Source organism: Embleya scabrispora DSM 41855 (assembly GCF_000372745.1).
Taxonomy (GTDB): domain Bacteria; phylum Actinomycetota; class Actinomycetes; order Streptomycetales; family Streptomycetaceae; genus Embleya; species Embleya scabrispora.
In genome coordinates, this window is sequence record NZ_KB889676.1 from 1 (window position 1) to 15616 (window position 15616).

Here is a 15616-nt window from a genome sequence, read left to right on the forward strand (position 1 = left end):
GCGAGGGGCCGCCTTTTTCTCGGAGGAGCGAAGCGGAGGAGAGAAAAAGGCGGCCCCTCGCGAGCCGGCGACGAAGTCGCCCAACAGTCAGTGGATGATGGCCCCGTGAGTTCCAAGCCCGATTTGCGCGCCGCGACCGTCCGCAGGCTGGAGAAGTCCGCCGGCGCACTGGCCGGAGCGGCCCTGGCCAGGATGGACGAGGCACTCCCCTGGTACCGGAACATGCCCGCCGACAACCGGTCCTGGATCGGCCTGGTCGCCCAGGCCGGCATCTCCGCGTTCACCGAGTGGTTCCGGCATCCCGAGACCCCGCAGAAGGTCAGCGCCGACGTGTTCGGCACCGCGCCGCGCGAGCTGACCCGCACCATCACGCTGCCGCACACGGTGGAGCTGATCCGCACCACGATCGAGGTGGTCGAGTCCGAGATCGCCACCCTGGCCGCGCCCGGCTACGAGCAGGAACTGCGCGAATCACTGCTGCTGTACTCCCGCGAGATCGCCTTCGCCACCGCGCAGGTGTACGCGCACGCCGCCGAGACCCGCGGCGCGTGGGACGCGCGGCTGGAGGCGCTGGTCGTGCACTCGCTGCTGCGCGGCGAGGCGGACGAGGGCATCCTCTCCCGTGCCTCGGCGCTGGGCTGGGGTTCGCCGGACTCGGTCATGGTGGTGGTGGGCAACGCGCCGGACGCGGACACGCAGGCGGTCGTGGACGGCATCCACCGGGCGGGCCGGCACGCCCGACTGAACGTGCTCACCGGCGTCCAGGGCGAGCGACTCGTGGTGATCCTGGGCGGTACCGACGACCCGATCCGGGCCACCCGCTCGCTGATCGGCCAGTTCGGCCCGGGCCCGGTGGTGGTCGGCCCCGAGGTGCCGGACCTGCTGGCCGCGGTGCGCTCGGCGCAGGCGGCGATGTCGGGACACCGGGCGTGCGTCGCGTGGCCGGATGCTCCGCGCCCGGTGTCCGCCGACGATCTCCTGCCCGAGCGCGCACTCGCGGGTGACGAGGAGGCCCGGGAGCAGTTGGTGGAGGAGATCTACATACCTCTGCACGCTGCGGGCTCCGCGCTGCTGGAGACACTCTCCGTGTACCTGGAGCAGGCGGCGAGCCTGGAGGGGGCCGCCCGGATGCTCTTCGTTCACCCGAATACCGTGCGCTACCGGCTGCGACGCGTCGTCGACGTGACCGGACTCGTACCGACGGAGACCCGTTCCGCCTTCACCCTCCAGGTCTCGCTGATCCTCGGCCGGCTCGCCGCAATCGAGATCTAGTCGAGACACTCTTGTAGGAAACCCACAAAGTCACCATCGGATCTTCGTCCCTGCCGATAAGGGGCTCACACCCCTGGCAGGAGAGAGGCTTGACCTCGTGCTCGTACTCGTCGCTCCCGGACAGGGTGCCCAGACGCCCGGATTCCTCGCTCCCTGGCTCGACCTCGACGGCGTGGCCGACCGGCTGCGCTGGTGGTCCGCCGTCACGGGCCTCGATCTGATCCATTACGGCACCAAGGCCGACGCGGACGAGATCCGGGACACGGCGGTGGCCCAGCCGCTGCTCGTCGCCTCGGGTCTGGTGGCCGCCCTGGCCCTGTTCCCGCACCCCTCCGACGCCTACCGCGTGGTCGGCGCCGCCGCCGGCCACAGCGTCGGCGAGTTGACCGCGGCCGCCGGCACCGGCGTGATCACCGCCGAGTCGGCGATGACCATCGTGCGCGAGCGCGGCAAGGCGATGGCCGCCGCGGCGGCCGTCACGCAGACCGGCATGAGCGCGGTGCTCGGCGGCGACCCGGAGACGGTGCTCGCCAAGATCGCCGAACACGGGCTGACCCCGGCGAACATGAACGGCGCGGGCCAGATCGTCGCCGCCGGCACCCTGGAACAGCTCGCCGCCTTCGCCGCCGACCCGCCGGAGAAGGCCCGCGTACGTCCGCTGGCGGTGGCCGGCGCCTTCCACACCGAGCACATGGCGTCCGCGGTGGACCGGCTCGCCGAGCTGGTGCCGGGCGTGACCGTGCGCGACCCGCGCACCCCGTTCATCTCCAACTCCGACGGCGCGGTGCTGCACGACGGCCGCGACGTGGTCAAGCGACTGGTCACCCAGGTCTCCAACCCGGTGCGCTGGGACCTGTGCATGGAGACCATGAAGGACCTGGGGGTCACCGGTCTGATCGAGGTTGCCCCGGCCGGCACCCTGACCGGTCTGGCCAAGCGTGCCCTGCCCGGCGTGGAGACGGTCGCCCTCAAGACCCCGGACGACCTGGAGGCGGCCCGCGAGCTGGTCGAGCGGCACGGCAGCCCCAGCACGATCGACGCCTCGCCCACGTGGCGCCTGGTGGTCGCGCCGTTCAAGGGCGTCATCGAGCTCACCGACATCAAGTCGGGCGACGCTCTCTCGCCCGGTGCCAAGGTCGCCACGGTGCGCTCGCACCGCGACGAGCAGAGCATCACCGTTCCGCACGGCGGCACCGTGGTCGAGTGGCTCGTCGAGGACGGCGACCCGGTCGCGCCCGGCATGCCGCTGTTGCGCATCCACCCGCGGAGTTCGCTGTGACGCCCGCCGCGGCGCCCGCTCCGCACCCGGCCGCGAACCCACCCGGCCTCCAACCCGTACGGGAGGACCACGCGTGACCGCTTCCATCACCCCCCGCGCCGGAGCCGCACACGCGCGCATCCTCGGCGTCGGCGGTTACCGCCCGGCTCGGATCGTGCCCAACTCCGAGCTGGTGGACCGGATCGACTCGTCCGACGAGTGGATCCAGACCCGTTCCGGGATCAAGACCCGGCGCTGGGCCTCCCCCGAGGAGACCGTCGCGGAGATGTCCATCGCCGCGGCGGGCAAGGCCCTCGCGCACGCCGGTCTGGACGCCTCGCAGGTGGGCTGCGTGATCGTCTCGACGGTCACCCACCTCAAGCAGACCCCGGCGATCGCGACCGAGATCGCGCACCGCCTGGGAGCGGGCGGCGGGCGAGCGGCGGCGTTCGACGTCTCCGCGGCCTGCGCCGGCTTCTGCTACGGCGTCTCGCTGGCCAGTGACATGGTCCGCGGCGGCAGCGCCGAGTACGTTCTGGTGATCGGGGTCGAGCGACTGAGCGACCTGACCAACCTGGCGGACCGCGGCACCGCGTTCATCTTCGGCGACGGCGCGGGCGCCGTGGTGATCGGTCCCTCGAGCACGCCGGGCATCGGCCCGGTCGTGTGGGGTTCCGACGGCTCGCAGTCCGAGGCGATCACCCAGACCATCGACTGGAACGACCTGCGCGATCGGCCCGAGCAGGACTTCCCCACGCTCAAGATGGAGGGCCAGAAGGTCTTCCGATGGGCCGTGTGGGAGATGGCCAAGGTCTGCGAGCAGGCGTTGGACGCCGCCGGCATCAAGGCCGCGGACCTGGACGCGTTCATCCCGCACCAGGCCAACATGCGGATCACCGACGCGATGATCAAGGCGCTGAAGCTGCCCGCCGAGGTGCCGGTCGCCCGCGATATCGCCGAGAACGGAAACACCTCCGCCGCGTCCATCCCACTCGCCATGGAGCGCATGCTCGAAAGCGGCGAAGCGGTCAGCGGCGGAACCGCTCTGATCATGGGATTCGGGGCCGGCCTCGTCTACGCGGGCCAGGTCATTACGCTTCCGTAGTCCCCGTCGGTCGTCGCCGGCGGACGAGCAACACAAGCAGCACCCTTCACCGCAGAAGATTTCGAATCAAGGAGCAACATGGCTGCCAGCCAGGAAGAGGTCCTCACGGGCCTCGCCGACATCGTGAACGAGATCGCCGGCGTCCCGCAGGACGAGGTCGAGTTGGACAAGTCCTTCATCGACGACCTGGACGTGGACTCGCTGTCGATGGTCGAGGTCGTCGTGGCGGCCGAGGAGAAGTTCGAGGTCAAGATCCCGGACGACGACGTCAAGGGTCTCAAGACCGTTCGCGACGCGGTGGACTACATCGTCAAGGCCGCCGCCTAGCTCGGATGTAGCGCCGGCCGTTTTCCGGGCCGGACCCGCACCCGCGAGTCCGGCCCGGTCCGTCGCAGCCACACCGGGCCCCGGCCCGCTCAGCCGCCGGATCGCCCGAAACAACAGCGTGAGAGTGAGAAGACAGTGAAGTCGACCGAGCGCAACGACGCCGCGCGAACCGTGGTCGTCACCGGTCTGGGCGCGACCACGCCGGTCGGTGGCGATGTCGCGACCACATGGTCCGCGCTGCTCGCGGGTACCTCCGGCGCGCGGGCTCTGACCGAGGAATGGGCCGCACAACTGCCGGTGACCTTCGCCGCGCGGATCGCCGTCGAGCCGCTCGAGGTCATGCCCAAGGTCGAGGCGCGTCGCCTGGACCGATCCGGCCAGTTCGCGATGATCGCCGCGCGCGAGGCATGGCTGGACGCCGGCTACGCGGCGAAGAACACCGCGCACGAGGACGCTCCGGACGCGCTCGTGGTGGACCCGGTCCGCCTCGGCGTGGTCATCGCATCCGGCATCGGCGGCGTCACCACCCTGCTCGACGCGTGGGACACCTTCCGCGAGAAGGGCCCCCGCCGGGTCGGCCCGCTCACCGTCCCGATGCTCATGCCCAACAGCCCGGCCGCCAACGTCGGCATCGAACTGGGCGCGCGAGCCGGTGTGCACACCCCCGTCAGCGCGTGCGCCTCCGGCGCCGAGGCGGTCGCGTACGGCCTGGAGATGATCCGCTCCGGCCGCGCCGACGTGGTGGTCTGCGGCGGTACCGAGGCGGCGATCCACCCGCTGCCGATGGCCGCCTTCGCGAACATGATGGCGATGTCCAAGCGCAACGACGAGCCGCAGCGCGCGTCGCGCCCGTACGACAAGGGCCGCGACGGCTTTGTGATGGGCGAGGGCGCGGGCGTCCTGGTCCTGGAGAGCGCCGAATACGCGGCCGCCCGCGGAGCCCGTGTGTACGCCGAGGTCGCGGGCGCCGGACTCAGCTCCGACGGCCACCACATCGCCCAGCCCGAACCGACCGGCCGCGACATCGCCCGGGCGATGGCCCTGGCCCTGGAGGACGGCGCGATCGAGCCGCAGGAGGTCGTGCACGTGAACGCGCACGGCACCTCGACTCCGGCGGGCGACGTCACCGAACTCAAGGCGATCCGCGCCACACTGGGCGACGCGGCGGCGGACAAGATCACCGTCACCAGCACCAAGTCGATGACCGGCCACCTGCTCGGAGGCACCGGCGCGGTCGAGTCGGTCGCCACGGTGCTCGCCCTGTACCACCGCACGGCACCGCCCACGATCAACGTGGACGACCTCGACGACGAGGTCGACCTGGACATCATCCGAGACGAGCCGCGCGCGCTGCCCGACGGCAGCGTCGTCGCCCTCAACAACTCGTTCGGCTTCGGCGGCCACAACGTCGTCGTCGCCTTCCGCCGGTTCGGGTGACACCCGACCTCCTTGCGCCGGCTCGCGACGCGTGCCGCCGGGCCGCACCATGCCCGGCGCGCGTGCCGCGGTCGGCAGGACGGACCAGACAGCCGTGACCGTGATGGACAACCGACCCGGCGCCGAGGCCGCACCCGCGCCCGCCGCCAGGCCCACCCGTCCGCACCGCGACGACGACCCGCGCAACCCGAGGCTGCGGCTGAAGAAGCTGGTGGACCCGGGTTCGTACGAGGAGATCTCGGCCTACGAGTCCACTTCGGGCACGCTCGCCTGTGTCGGCACGATCAACGGCGCCCGGGTGGTCGCCTACGCGTCGGACCCCACCGTCCAGGGCGGCGCGATGGGCGAAGAGGGCTGCGCCATCGTGGTCCGGGCGTACGAGCGCGCGATGGCCGAACGGGCTCCGATCATCGCGCTGTTCCACTCCGGCGGCGCGCGCCTGCAGGAGGGCGTGGCCAGTCTGCACGCGGTGGGCCGGATCTTCCACGCGATGACCATGGCCTCGGGTCGCATCCCGCAGATCTCGGTCGTGCTCGGCGCGGCCGCCGGCGGCGCGGCCTACGGGCCCGCGCTGACCGACATCGTGATCCTGGCGCCCGAGGGCCGGATCTTCGTCACCGGCCCGGACGTGGTCCGCTCGGTCACCGGCGAGGACGTCGACGCGCTGCGCCTGGGCGGCCCCGAGCCGCACGGCCGGCGCAGCGGGGTCGTGCACGTGGTCGCCGAGTCCGAACAGGACGCGATCGACCGGGCCCGCGGCCTGGCCGACCTGCTGGCCAACCAGGGCGAGATCGACCCGGCCGCCGTCGGCCGCCGCGAACTGGCCGCCCTGCTGCCCGAGTCGGCCAAGCGTGCCTACGACGTGCACCCGGTGGTCGATGGTCTGCTGGACGAGCCCGGCCAGGAACTGCACCCCAAGTGGGCGCCGAACATCGTCACCACGCTCGGTCGGCTCGGCGGGCGCACCGTCGGCCTGGTCGCGAACAACCCGCTGCGGCTGGGCGGTTGCCTGGACTCGGCATCGGCGGAGAAGGCTTCCCGCTTCGTGCGCATGTGCGACGCGTTCGGCGTGCCGCTCGTGGTGGTCGTGGACGTGCCCGGCTACCTGCCCGGTGTGGGTCAGGAGTGGGACGGCGTGGTGCGCCGCGGCGCGAAGCTGCTGCACGCGTTCGGCGAGTGCGTCGTGCCGCGCGTGACGATGGTCACGCGCAAGGCGTACGGCGGCGCGTACATCGCGATGAACTCGCGCTCGCTGGGCGCGACTCGGGTGTTGGCCTGGCCGACCGCCGAGGTCGCGGTGATGGGCGCGGTGGCCGCCGTGCGCATCCTGCACCGCCGCCGGCTCGCCGAGGTTCCGGACGAGCTGAAGCCACAGGTCGAACTGGAGCTGGCGGCCGAGCACGAGAAGGTCGCGGGCGGTCTGGACCGGGCGATCGAAATCGGCGTCGTGGACGAGGTGATCGACCCGGACGAGAGCCGGATCGCGATCGCCGAGGCGATCGCCGCCGCCCCGCGGACCCGCGGCGCACACGGCAACATCCCGCTCTAGAACGCGCCGACACCAGTACTCCCGCGGGCCCGGCTAGGTCCGAAGGCGGAGACGCGAGGGGCCCTTCCGGATGATCCGGCAGGGCCCCTCGCGTCGGTATGTCTATACGTATGTCTTTTTCGCGGCCGCTCCGGCCGCCCCCGCAGATTTGCCGGCCACGCTCAGACCACCTGGTGCAGCCAGCGCACCGGCGTGCCCTCCCCCGCGTAGCGGAAGGGCTCCAACTCGTCGTCCCACGGCTTGCCGAGCAGCTTCTCCACCTCCGAACGCAGGTCGACCTCGCCGCGCGCCGCACGACCGAGCACCGCGCGCAGCCGATCCTCGGGGATCAGGATGTCGCCGTGCGCCCCCGTGACCGCGTGGAAGATGCCGAGGTCGGGGGTGTTGCTGTAGCGCTCCCCCTCGGCGTTCGCCGAGGGCTCCTCGGTGGCCTCGAAGCGCAGCAGGTGCCACCCGCGCAGCGCCGAGGCGAGGCGCGACGCAGTACCGGGCGCGCCCTGCCAGGACAGCTCGGCCCGCAACATGCCGGGCGCCACCGGCTGGCGGACCCAGTCAAGACTCACGCGCACGCCAAGAACGCCCGCTGCGGCCCACTCGACGTGCGGGCACAGCGCACGCGGCGCGGAGTGCACGTACAGAACTCCACGTGTCGTCACCGGGACCTCCAGGCTTCAAGGACGAGGTTCGCCTTCCCCAGCGGCCTCAACCCTTGTCTCGGGCTGCCTGTTCGGATCCCGGTCTTCCATTGTGCCCCACAGACCACGGATGTACCACAGGCACCAGTTGCTGTCCGTAATCACATGTGGGCAATTGTCCGATGCGAAGGAACAATTCGTTACTCACCGTCTCGGAATGGTGAGCCACTGCACTCAACGTGCCCGGCTGCCGACGACGCCACTCCCGGCAATGTCGGCCTTCACACGAAGGAGTGACGTACCGTCGATGGACATCGTCGTGTCGATGCTAGGGGTCGGAGGGGGCGGCGTGGGTGGGAAACGACGAGTAGGGGCGGCAACCGCAACGATGGTCGCAGCGTTGTTGACGCTGTCCTCCTGTAACGACTCGGACGGCGGAAAGAGTGCCGCGCCGGCCGCGGTCGGGGGCAGCCGGCCGGCCGAGCCGAGCGGGAGGCAAACCGCGAGGCCCGGCAACCCGAGCGCGGCCGAACAGCCCAACGCGAAGGCGCTCGTCCCGACTCCGGATGCGCCGGCGACCGCGACCACACCACCTCGGCCACGCTCGATGGCGGCCCTGGGCGACTCGATCACCCGCGGCTTCGACTCGTGCTCGCCGCTGCGGGACTGTCCGGAGAAGTCGTGGGCCACCGGCACCTCCGCCGATGTGAACAGTCATGCCAAGCGGCTGGGGCTGCCCGCGGACGCGGTGTTCAACAACGCCGAGACGGGCGCCCGGATGTCGGATCTGGCGGGCCAGGCCCGCGAGGCGGTCCGGGAGCGGGCCGACTACGTGACGATCCTGATGGGTGCCAACGACGCGTGCCGCCGCACCGAGGCGGAGATGACCTCGCCGGGCACGTTCGAGAGCCAGTTCCGCGACGCGCTACAGGTGTTGCGCGAGGGGCTGCCGCACGCGCGCGTGCTCGTGGTCAGCGTGCCGGACCTGCATCGGATGTGGGAGACGGGCCACGACGAGATGATGGCCCGCGCGGTGTGGTCGGTGGCGAACGTGTGCCAGTCGATCCTGGAGGATCCGCAGTCGGCCAAGCCCGCCGCGCTGGACCGCCGACAGCGCGTGCGCGATCGGGTGACCGCCTACAACGGGAAGCTGCGCGAGGTGTGCTCGACCTGGTCCAACTGCCGCTACGACGGCGGCGTGGTGAACACCCAGCGATTCGGCAAGAACGACGTCAGCCACTGGGACTGGTTCCACCCCAGCGTGGCCGGTCAGCGCACGCTCGCGGAGGTGACATCCCGCCAGGGATATAGCTGGGGATAGCCCATACGGGTGATTTGTCTCCCGGAACCCCCAGGGAGCCCGCTAAGCTCTCACTCAACTACGGAAAAGAGTCGCTCGACGACACACAGCGACGAAGCTCGATGACGAAAGCAGCCGATCCAGACATAACGCGGGAAACACACTGCGAGACGCCGACCTGAAATGGGTGGGGCGGGTGGGACTCGAACCCACGGCCAGAGGATTATGAGTCCCCTGCTCTAACCAGCTGAGCTACCGCCCCTCGCCGTCCGCTGCCGGACAACCTGAGGCAGCATAACCGGTCAGGCACGACCATCGCCCGGGGGGATCCTCACGAGCGTGGTCTCTTCCTGCCCGAAAGTGTTCGCATCCGGCCGCCGGGTCTCACCGGTGGCCGGCGCGCGCCATGCCCGCGGTCGGGGGCGATCGTCGCGGTTCGCGCGCTTGCTCGTCCCATCGTGCCGACCCTCTCCACCGCAGGCGCCGGCGTCCGGCCGGCGGGGCGCCGAGCGCGGTGCCGATCCCCGTGTCGTAGTGCCGCACCGCCGCGATCGCGCCGGCCGCGGCCGGTCGTTTACGACGCGGTGCGCGCGGTCACTCGGGTGATCCCGGTCATCCGTCATTCGTGCGAGGAGAACAACATGCGCGCCGTCGCCGTGAACGAGTTCGGAGGCGACCCCAAGGTCGTCGACGTGGCGAAACCGACACCCGGCAGGGATGAACTGCTGGTCGAGGTCGCCGCGGCGGCCGTCAACCCGTTCGACTGGAAGGTCGCGGACGGCATGCTCGCCGGGTCGATGGAACATACGTTCCCGCTCGTACTCGGGATGGACTTCGCCGGCACCGTGGTCGACCGCGGTGCGGATGCGACCCGATTCTCGGTCGGCGACCGGGTGTTCGGCTCGGTGCTGCGCGCGCCGGTGGGCGCGGTGGGCGCGTACGCCGAATTCCTGACCGTGCCTGCGGCCGGCCTGGTGGCCTCGGCCGCCGACCTGGACCCGGCCCAGGCCGCGGCGTTGCCCACCGCCGCCGGCACCGCGCTCGGTCTGCTGGAGGCCGGCGGCATCCGGGCCGGTCAGACCATCCTTGTGATCGGCGCGGCCGGGGGCGTGGGCACCTTCTTGACCCAGCTCGCGGCGGCCCGCGACGTCCGGGTGCTCGCGGTCACCCGGGGCGTCGGCGCCGCCGGGATGGCTGCGCTCGGCGCGGCCCAGACCTACGACGCGACCGGCGGCATCGTCGCGGACAAGGTGCGCTCGGACCATCCCGACGGCGTGGACGCGCTGGTCGACCTGGTCTCCGACGCGGCCGACTTCGCCGCGTACGCCCGGCTGATCCGCGACGGCGGAGTGGCGCTGTCCACCCAGTTCGTGGCCGACCCGCAGGAACTCGCCGCTCGTGGAGTCGAGGCGATCAACCACAATCAGCGCTCCACGGCACAGCTGTACGAGCAGCTGGCCGACGAGCTGCGCGCGCACCGGATCGCCGTGCCGATCGAGGCGCGCCTGCCGCTGACCGACGCTGCCGGCGCCATCGCCCGCAGCCGGCTGGGCGGCGCCCGCGGCAAGACGGTGATCCTGCCGTAGCCGCTCGCCCGAAGGCGCCGGCCGAACCGCCGGTCAGGCCAGCAGCGGCGCCAACCGCGAGCACAGCGTCGTCACATGGGTGCGCACCATCTCCTCGCCCATGCCGCTGAGCGAGGCGAAGAACCACACCGTCTCGATCGGCGTATCGGCCACGTACGCCCGAATCTCCCGCGCCGCCTCCTCGGGCGTCGCGTGCAGGAAGTGGCCGGGCGCGGCGGACAGTCCCCGCGCCCGCCACCGGTCCGGGTCGATCGGGCGCGGCGGCGCGGCGCCGGTCCCCTCGACCGCGTACCGGTGATAGCCGTCCCACTGGTGCGCCAGGTGCCGGGAGACCACCGGCCAGTCCCGTTCGGGGTCGTCGGTGATCCAACCGTTCAGCAGTCCGGCCATCCGGGCGTGCGCCGGGTCGTGGCCCGCCTCGCGCAGTCCGTCCAGGTAGGGCGCGGCCATCGCCGGGTTCGCGGTGAGCAGCGATTCGCCGAGCAGCCCGGCCCGGCGGGCGCCCTGCGGCCCCTGGTAGCCGAGCCAGATCCGCGGCCGGGGCTGGACCGGCGACGGCGTGATGGTCCCGCTCTCCCACAGCCGGCGGATCTCGCGGGCGCTGGCGTCGGTTGCCGCGAACCGGGTCCTGAGCAGTTCGGTCCGGTCGAAGAGGTCGTACTCGGGCTGCCGGTATCCGGTGCCGATGCCCAGTTCCAGCCGGCCGCCGCCGATCAGGTCCACGATCGCGGCCTCCTCGGCCAGGTGCGCCGGGTGGCGCAGCGGCGCGATGGTGACGCCGGTGCCGATCCGGGCCCGCCGGGTCCGGGCGGCGATCGCGGCGGCCAGGGTGAGCGGCTGGCTGAGGTATCCGTCCTCGAAGCCGTGGTGCTCGGTGGTCCAGATCGAGTGCACCCCGAGCCGGTCGGCCTCCTCGCACAGCTCCAGGGTGAAGGCGTACAGGCGGGACCAGTCCTGGCGCCACTCGACCGGGTTGCGCAGGTCCAGGTAGATGCCGACATTGACCATGCGACGCTCCCCACGGGTGGGTGCCCGGATGGGCCGACCCGGGGCGTCGCCTCGGCAGGCCATCTGACACGGTGATATCTGACTGACCGTCAGCTTACGGAGGCAGCATGTCCGACCCGATCACCGCCCGGCTCGATCGCCTGGAGGCGCACGAGCAGATCCGCCAACTCGCCGCCCGCTACGCGCTCGCGCTGGACAGTCGGGACGTGCCGGCACTGGCCGCGCTGTTCGTGGACGACGTGCGCACGGGTGACGGCGGCGTCGGCCGGGACGCGCTGGCCCGGTGGTTCGATCCGGTGCTGCGCCCGTACGGGATCACGTTCCACCTGATCGGGAACCACGTGATCGATCAGGTGGACGAGGATCACGCCACCGGGGTGGTCTACTGCCGCCCCGAACACGAGGTGGGCGACCTGTGGGTGGTGATGCCGATGCAGTACCTGGACCGCTACGAACGACGGGACGGGCGGTGGTACTTCCGCAGCCGCAAGCCTCGGGTGTTCTACGCGGCGGACGTCCTGGAGCACCCGCTGTCCGTGCCCGACCGGTTCCACTTCCCGAACAATCCGATGATCACGGACGCCCAACTGCCGCAGGCGTGGGCGTCGTGGCGCGAGTTCTGGGCCCGCACCGGGAGCGAGTGAGCCAACCCTCCGCAACGCGCGAGCGCCCGCCGGGTGTACCCGGCGGGCGCTCGTGGTGGCTCCCGCAATTGGACTCGAACCAATAACCTGCCGGTTAACAGCCGGCTGCTCTGCCAATTGAGCTATGCGGGATTGCGTCGGACCGTCTGGCGGTCGCTGCGTGGAATACATTAGCGCATTCCCGGGGGTGGCCCGCACCAGGGTTTTTCCGGTAGGACCTCACAGGTTGCCCACGCACCGCGCCCGGGTAGGCGCTGACGTGCACGGGCGGGACACACGACCGCGGAGGACATCATGATCAACAAGCTCACCTTCGTCACCGGCCTCGCGATCGGCTACGTCCTGGGGACGAAGGCCGGGCGCGAGCGGTACGAGCAGATCCGGAAGTTGTCCGGCACGGTGGCGGGCAGCCCGCCCGCCCGCAAGGCCGGGCACGCGGCGGCCGGAATCGGCCGCGAGGCCGGCGTCAAGGCCGGTCGGGCCATCGGCGACCACCTGCCCGAGCGGGTGGGTCGACACCTGCCGGACCGGTTCGCAAAGCACGGCACGAACGGCACGTCGGTGACGAACTCGCGCTACGGACAGGGCTTGTAGGGGCCCGCGGCGGCATCCGGACGGGCTGCGGCCAGAGTGCCGGCAACCCGGGTGCCGGCAACCCCGGCAGCCCGTGGAGGTCTCGCTTGCCCACGGTCGGCGGGGTGGGCCGGGCATCGGCCCACCCGTCGTCGTCGGCATGCGTCGCCCGGTCACCCCCTGCGGTGACGCCCACCCACTTCCGCGCCCTCGCGCGGCGGCGGTACCGCGCCCGGGTGCAGCCGATCGCGCACCTCGCGGTACTGCGCCCGGACCGCGTCGCCGAGCGCGAGTTCCTCCTCGGCCGGTTCCACGAAGGTGCCCACTGCCGGGGACCACGCCGGCAGCGCCCCGAACAGCGCCCACGCGGCCTGTCGGGCCGCGCCCTGGGCCACATGGCGTCCGGCGAGCGGCGCCGCGGGCACCGCGGTGGGCAGCCCGAGCAGGGCCGGCGCGATCGTGGACACCGCGGCCGAGCGCGCGCCGGGGCCGACCAGGATCACCCGGTGCACCGCCACGTCCCGGTCGCGCAGCACGTCCAGCGCGTCCGAGATACCGCACAACATCCCCTCCACCGAGGCCCGCGCGAGCGCCGCCGGGGTCATGCTCTCCGGGCGCAGTCCGGTGAGCGTGCCCGCCGCGTGCGGCAGGTCGGGGATCTGCTCGCCGTCGAGGTAGGGCAGCAGGACCAGTCCGCTCGCGCCCGGCGTGCACTCCAGCGCGACCCGGTCGAACTCGTCGGCGTCCAGCCCCAGCATCGACGCGGTGCCGCGCAGCACCCGGGCCGCGTTGAGGGTGCGCGTCAGCGGCAGGTGGCGTCCGGTGGCGTCGGCGTAGGAGGCGACCACGCCGGTGGGGTCGGCCACCGACACCGGGTGCGGCGCGAACGCGGTACCGGTGGTGCCGATCGCGACCACCACGTCGCCGTCGGACAAACCCGCGCCCAGCGCCAGCGCGGCCTCGGCGCCGGTACCGGCCGAGACCAGCACCCCCTCGGGGGTGCGTCCGGCGATGCCGCCCGGAGCCAGCACGGTAGGCGTGCGCGGTACCCGGCCGATGGCCAGGTGGAGCAGGTCCTCGCGCCACTCTCCCGTGGTGGCGTAGTAGCCGGTGGTGGAGGCGTCCGCGCGGTCGGTGACCGGATCGGGCGGACAGCCGAGCAGTTGCCAGGTGACCCAGTCGTGCGGCAGCAGCACGGAGGCGATCCGGGCCACCGCGTCCGGTTCGAAGCGGGCGAATCGGCGCAGTTGGGCGATCGCCGACGACGAGCCCGGCACCGAGCCGGTCGCCATGGTCCACGCGGCCGGCCCGCCGAGCGCGTCCACGAGGTCTGCGGCGGCTCCGGAGGCGCCGGGGTCGTCCCCGGGCAGCGGATGCCCCAGGATCACACCCTGGGCGTCCAGCGGGACCGCGCCGTGGTTCTGCGCGGCCACCGCGATCGCCGCCACTCCGTCGAGGAGGCCGCCCGCCGCGGCCTCGCCGAAGGCCCGCAGCCACGCACCGGGCGTGGTCGCGGCGCCCTCGGCGTACGCGGCGCGCCCCTGGCGCAGGGGCGTACCGGTCGCGGCGTCGCAGACGAGGATGCGCACCTGGCGCGCTGAGCAGTGCACCCCGGCGACGAGGGTGGGTGTCGGGCTTGTCGGCATGGGCGAATTCTGACAGCAGAAGGACACCGCTACGGTAGGGATCAGTCGAGATAGCCCCGCAGTTGCTCCGAGCAGGACCGCTCGCGCAGTCGGGACAGGGTGCGCGACTCGATCTGGCGTATGCGCTCGCGGGTCACCCCGAAGACCCGGCCGATCTCCTCCAGGGTGTGCGGTTCGCCGTCGGTGAGCCCGTAGCGCAGTTGCACCACCCGGCGCTCGCGGTCGCCCAGGGTGGACAGCAGGGCCTCCAGGTGTTCGCGCAACATCAGCGAGGCGGCGGCCTCGGCCGGGGAGGTCGCGTCGGTGTCCTCGACGATGTCGCCGAGCAGTACCTCGTCCTCGCCGACCGGGGTGTGCAGGGACACCGGCTCCTGGGCCAGCCGCAGGATCTCGGTGACCCGCTCGGCGGTCAGGTCGAGCACCTCGCCGACGTCCTCGGCGGTGGGCTCCTCGCCGCGTTCCTGGAGCAGGCGGCGCTGCACCCGGATGACCCGGTTGATCAGTTCGACCACGTGGACCGGGACCCGGATGGTGCGGGCCTGGTCGGCCAGCGCCCGGCTCATCGCCTGGCGGATCCACCAGGTGGCGTAGGTGGAGAACTTGTAGCCGCGGGTGTAGTCGAACTTCTCCACCGCCCGGATCAGGCCCAGATTGCCCTCCTGGACCAGGTCGAGCAGGCCCAGGCCGCGCCCGATGTAGCGCTTGGCGATCGAGACCACCAGGCGCAGGTTGGCCTCGATCAGGCGGCGCTTGGCCCGTTCGCCGTCGCGGACCAGGGTGGCCAGCGCGTCGCGGACGGCAGGGTCGGCGGGCGGGTCGCCGAGCAGGCGTTCCCCGGCGAACAGGCCGGCCTCGACCCGGCGCGCCAGGTCGACCTCGTCCGCGGCGCTCAGCAGCGGCACCCGGCCGATCTCGCGCAGGTACTGGCGCAGCAGGTCGGCGGACGAGCCGCCGGACTCCGCCGTGCGCGGGGCGTCCTCGGGTTCGCGGTCGGCGGCCGGTCGCTCGACGTCTTCGGCCGGGGCCGGTACGGGTGGCGCGAGTGGTGCCGCCGGCGCGAGTGACGCGGCCGGCGCCGGTGCTGCGGGTGGCGCGGTTCCTGGGGTGGCGTGCTCCGTGAGGACGGTGGCCGGGCCCGGTTCAGGCTCATCCGTCCGATCCGTGTGGGCGGGGTCGCCGCCGGGCGTTTTCCCCCCTCTGGTGTGCCGATGCACCTTCCCCAGTCTGCTGTACGAGGGGGCCTGTCGCCGAGAGTCCGGCGCGGAAATCTCGCCGG

The 15616-nt window shown here is 72.1% G+C and carries 13 protein-coding genes, 2 tRNA genes and 1 pseudogene; 10 read left to right on the forward strand and 6 right to left on the reverse strand.

From position 1 onward, the window contains the following. Window positions 1–105 precede the first annotated feature (105 nt). The 6 genes and pseudogenes from A3IC_RS0127085 to A3IC_RS0127110 all read left to right on the forward strand — a co-directional run bounded on the left by A3IC_RS0127085 (window position 106) and on the right by A3IC_RS0127110 (window position 6948). Complete coding sequence (locus A3IC_RS0127085; protein ID WP_020553208.1) at window positions 106–1272, forward strand: PucR family transcriptional regulator; 1167 nt, start codon at window positions 106–108, stop codon at window positions 1270–1272. Between the two features lie 97 nt (window positions 1273–1369). Next, window positions 1370–2302, forward strand: a pseudogene (locus A3IC_RS0127090) (ACP S-malonyltransferase); the annotation flags it as partial. Window positions 2303–2624: 322 nt separating this feature from the next. Next, the gene (locus A3IC_RS0127095; protein WP_020553210.1) at window positions 2625–3635 is read left to right on the forward strand and encodes a beta-ketoacyl-ACP synthase III; all 1011 of its coding nucleotides are present in this window, start codon (window positions 2625–2627) and stop codon (window positions 3633–3635) included. Window positions 3636–3713: 78 nt separating this feature from the next. Continuing rightward, window positions 3714–3962, forward strand: a complete 249-nt coding sequence (locus tag A3IC_RS0127100; RefSeq protein WP_020553211.1) for an acyl carrier protein — start codon at window positions 3714–3716, stop codon at window positions 3960–3962. A 135-nt stretch (window positions 3963–4097) separates the two neighbouring features. Then, on the forward strand, window positions 4098–5399 hold the full coding sequence (gene fabF / locus A3IC_RS0127105; protein ID WP_020553212.1) for a beta-ketoacyl-ACP synthase II: 1302 nt from the start codon (window positions 4098–4100) through the stop codon (window positions 5397–5399). Window positions 5400–5502: 103 nt separating this feature from the next. Continuing rightward, window positions 5503–6948, forward strand: coding sequence for an acyl-CoA carboxylase subunit beta (locus A3IC_RS0127110; protein ID WP_026218797.1), 1446 nt, complete (start codon window positions 5503–5505; stop codon window positions 6946–6948). A gap of 161 nt (window positions 6949–7109) precedes the next feature. Here the strand turns inward: A3IC_RS0127110 and A3IC_RS0127115 are convergent, their stop codons facing one another. Continuing rightward, window positions 7110–7604: a DUF3145 domain-containing protein gene (locus tag A3IC_RS0127115; protein WP_026218798.1), complete on the reverse strand. Its 495-nt coding sequence runs from the start codon at window positions 7602–7604 to the stop codon at window positions 7110–7112. A 379-nt stretch (window positions 7605–7983) separates the two neighbouring features. On the opposite strand from A3IC_RS0127115, the gene A3IC_RS0127120 reads away from it, so the two are divergent. Then, entirely contained in the window at window positions 7984–8904 is a 921-nt protein-coding gene (locus A3IC_RS0127120) for an SGNH/GDSL hydrolase family protein (RefSeq protein ID WP_245599564.1), read from the forward strand. A 167-nt stretch (window positions 8905–9071) separates the two neighbouring features. On the opposite strand, the gene A3IC_RS0127125 is transcribed toward A3IC_RS0127120, so the two are convergent. Next, a tRNA-Ile gene (locus A3IC_RS0127125) sits at window positions 9072–9145 on the reverse strand. A 379-nt stretch (window positions 9146–9524) separates the two neighbouring features. Between A3IC_RS0127125 and A3IC_RS0127130 the strand changes: the two genes are divergently transcribed. After that, window positions 9525–10469, forward strand: a complete 945-nt coding sequence (locus A3IC_RS0127130) for an NADP-dependent oxidoreductase (RefSeq protein WP_026218800.1) — start codon at window positions 9525–9527, stop codon at window positions 10467–10469. A gap of 33 nt (window positions 10470–10502) precedes the next feature. Here A3IC_RS0127130 and A3IC_RS0127135 read toward each other — a convergent pair whose 3' ends face one another. Continuing rightward, window positions 10503–11477, reverse strand: a complete 975-nt coding sequence (locus A3IC_RS0127135) for an LLM class flavin-dependent oxidoreductase (RefSeq protein ID WP_020553217.1) — start codon at window positions 11475–11477, stop codon at window positions 10503–10505. 107 nt (window positions 11478–11584) lie between these two features. Between A3IC_RS0127135 and A3IC_RS0127140 the strand changes: the two genes are divergently transcribed. Further along, the gene (locus A3IC_RS0127140) at window positions 11585–12121 is read left to right on the forward strand and encodes a nuclear transport factor 2 family protein (RefSeq protein WP_020553218.1); all 537 of its coding nucleotides are present in this window, start codon (window positions 11585–11587) and stop codon (window positions 12119–12121) included. A 56-nt stretch (window positions 12122–12177) separates the two neighbouring features. Here the strand turns inward: A3IC_RS0127140 and A3IC_RS0127145 are convergent. Beyond that, window positions 12178–12253, reverse strand: a tRNA-Asn gene (locus A3IC_RS0127145). A gap of 162 nt (window positions 12254–12415) precedes the next feature. Here A3IC_RS0127145 and A3IC_RS71385 point away from each other — a divergent pair. Further along, complete coding sequence (locus tag A3IC_RS71385; RefSeq protein WP_020553219.1) at window positions 12416–12715, forward strand: hypothetical protein; 300 nt, start codon at window positions 12416–12418, stop codon at window positions 12713–12715. A 152-nt stretch (window positions 12716–12867) separates the two neighbouring features. Here A3IC_RS71385 and A3IC_RS0127155 read toward each other — a convergent pair whose 3' ends face one another. Continuing rightward, complete coding sequence (locus tag A3IC_RS0127155; RefSeq protein WP_052173822.1) at window positions 12868–14340, reverse strand: FGGY-family carbohydrate kinase; 1473 nt, start codon at window positions 14338–14340, stop codon at window positions 12868–12870. 41 nt (window positions 14341–14381) lie between these two features. Further along, complete coding sequence (locus tag A3IC_RS0127160) at window positions 14382–15554, reverse strand: RNA polymerase sigma factor (RefSeq protein WP_020553221.1); 1173 nt, start codon at window positions 15552–15554, stop codon at window positions 14382–14384. Window positions 15555–15616: the final 62 nt, after the last annotated feature.

Bases quoted from the DNA above. Each gene is read 5' to 3' on its own strand.
- A3IC_RS0127100 (WP_020553211.1), top strand. From the start codon at position 3,714: ATGGCTGCCAGCCAGGAAGAGGTCCTCACGGGCCTCGCCGACATCGTG.
- A3IC_RS0127110 (WP_026218797.1), top strand. From the start codon at position 5,503: ATGGACAACCGACCCGGCGCCGAGGCCGCACCCGCGCCCGCCGCCAGG.
- A3IC_RS0127130 (WP_026218800.1), top strand. From the start codon at position 9,525: ATGCGCGCCGTCGCCGTGAACGAGTTCGGAGGCGACCCCAAGGTCGTC.
- A3IC_RS0127135 (WP_020553217.1), bottom strand. From the start codon at position 11,477: ATGGTCAATGTCGGCATCTACCTGGACCTGCGCAACCCGGTCGAGTGG.
- A3IC_RS0127140 (WP_020553218.1), top strand. From the start codon at position 11,585: ATGTCCGACCCGATCACCGCCCGGCTCGATCGCCTGGAGGCGCACGAG.
- A3IC_RS71385 (WP_020553219.1), top strand. From the start codon at position 12,416: ATGATCAACAAGCTCACCTTCGTCACCGGCCTCGCGATCGGCTACGTC.
- A3IC_RS0127155 (WP_052173822.1), bottom strand. From the start codon at position 14,340: ATGCCGACAAGCCCGACACCCACCCTCGTCGCCGGGGTGCACTGCTCA.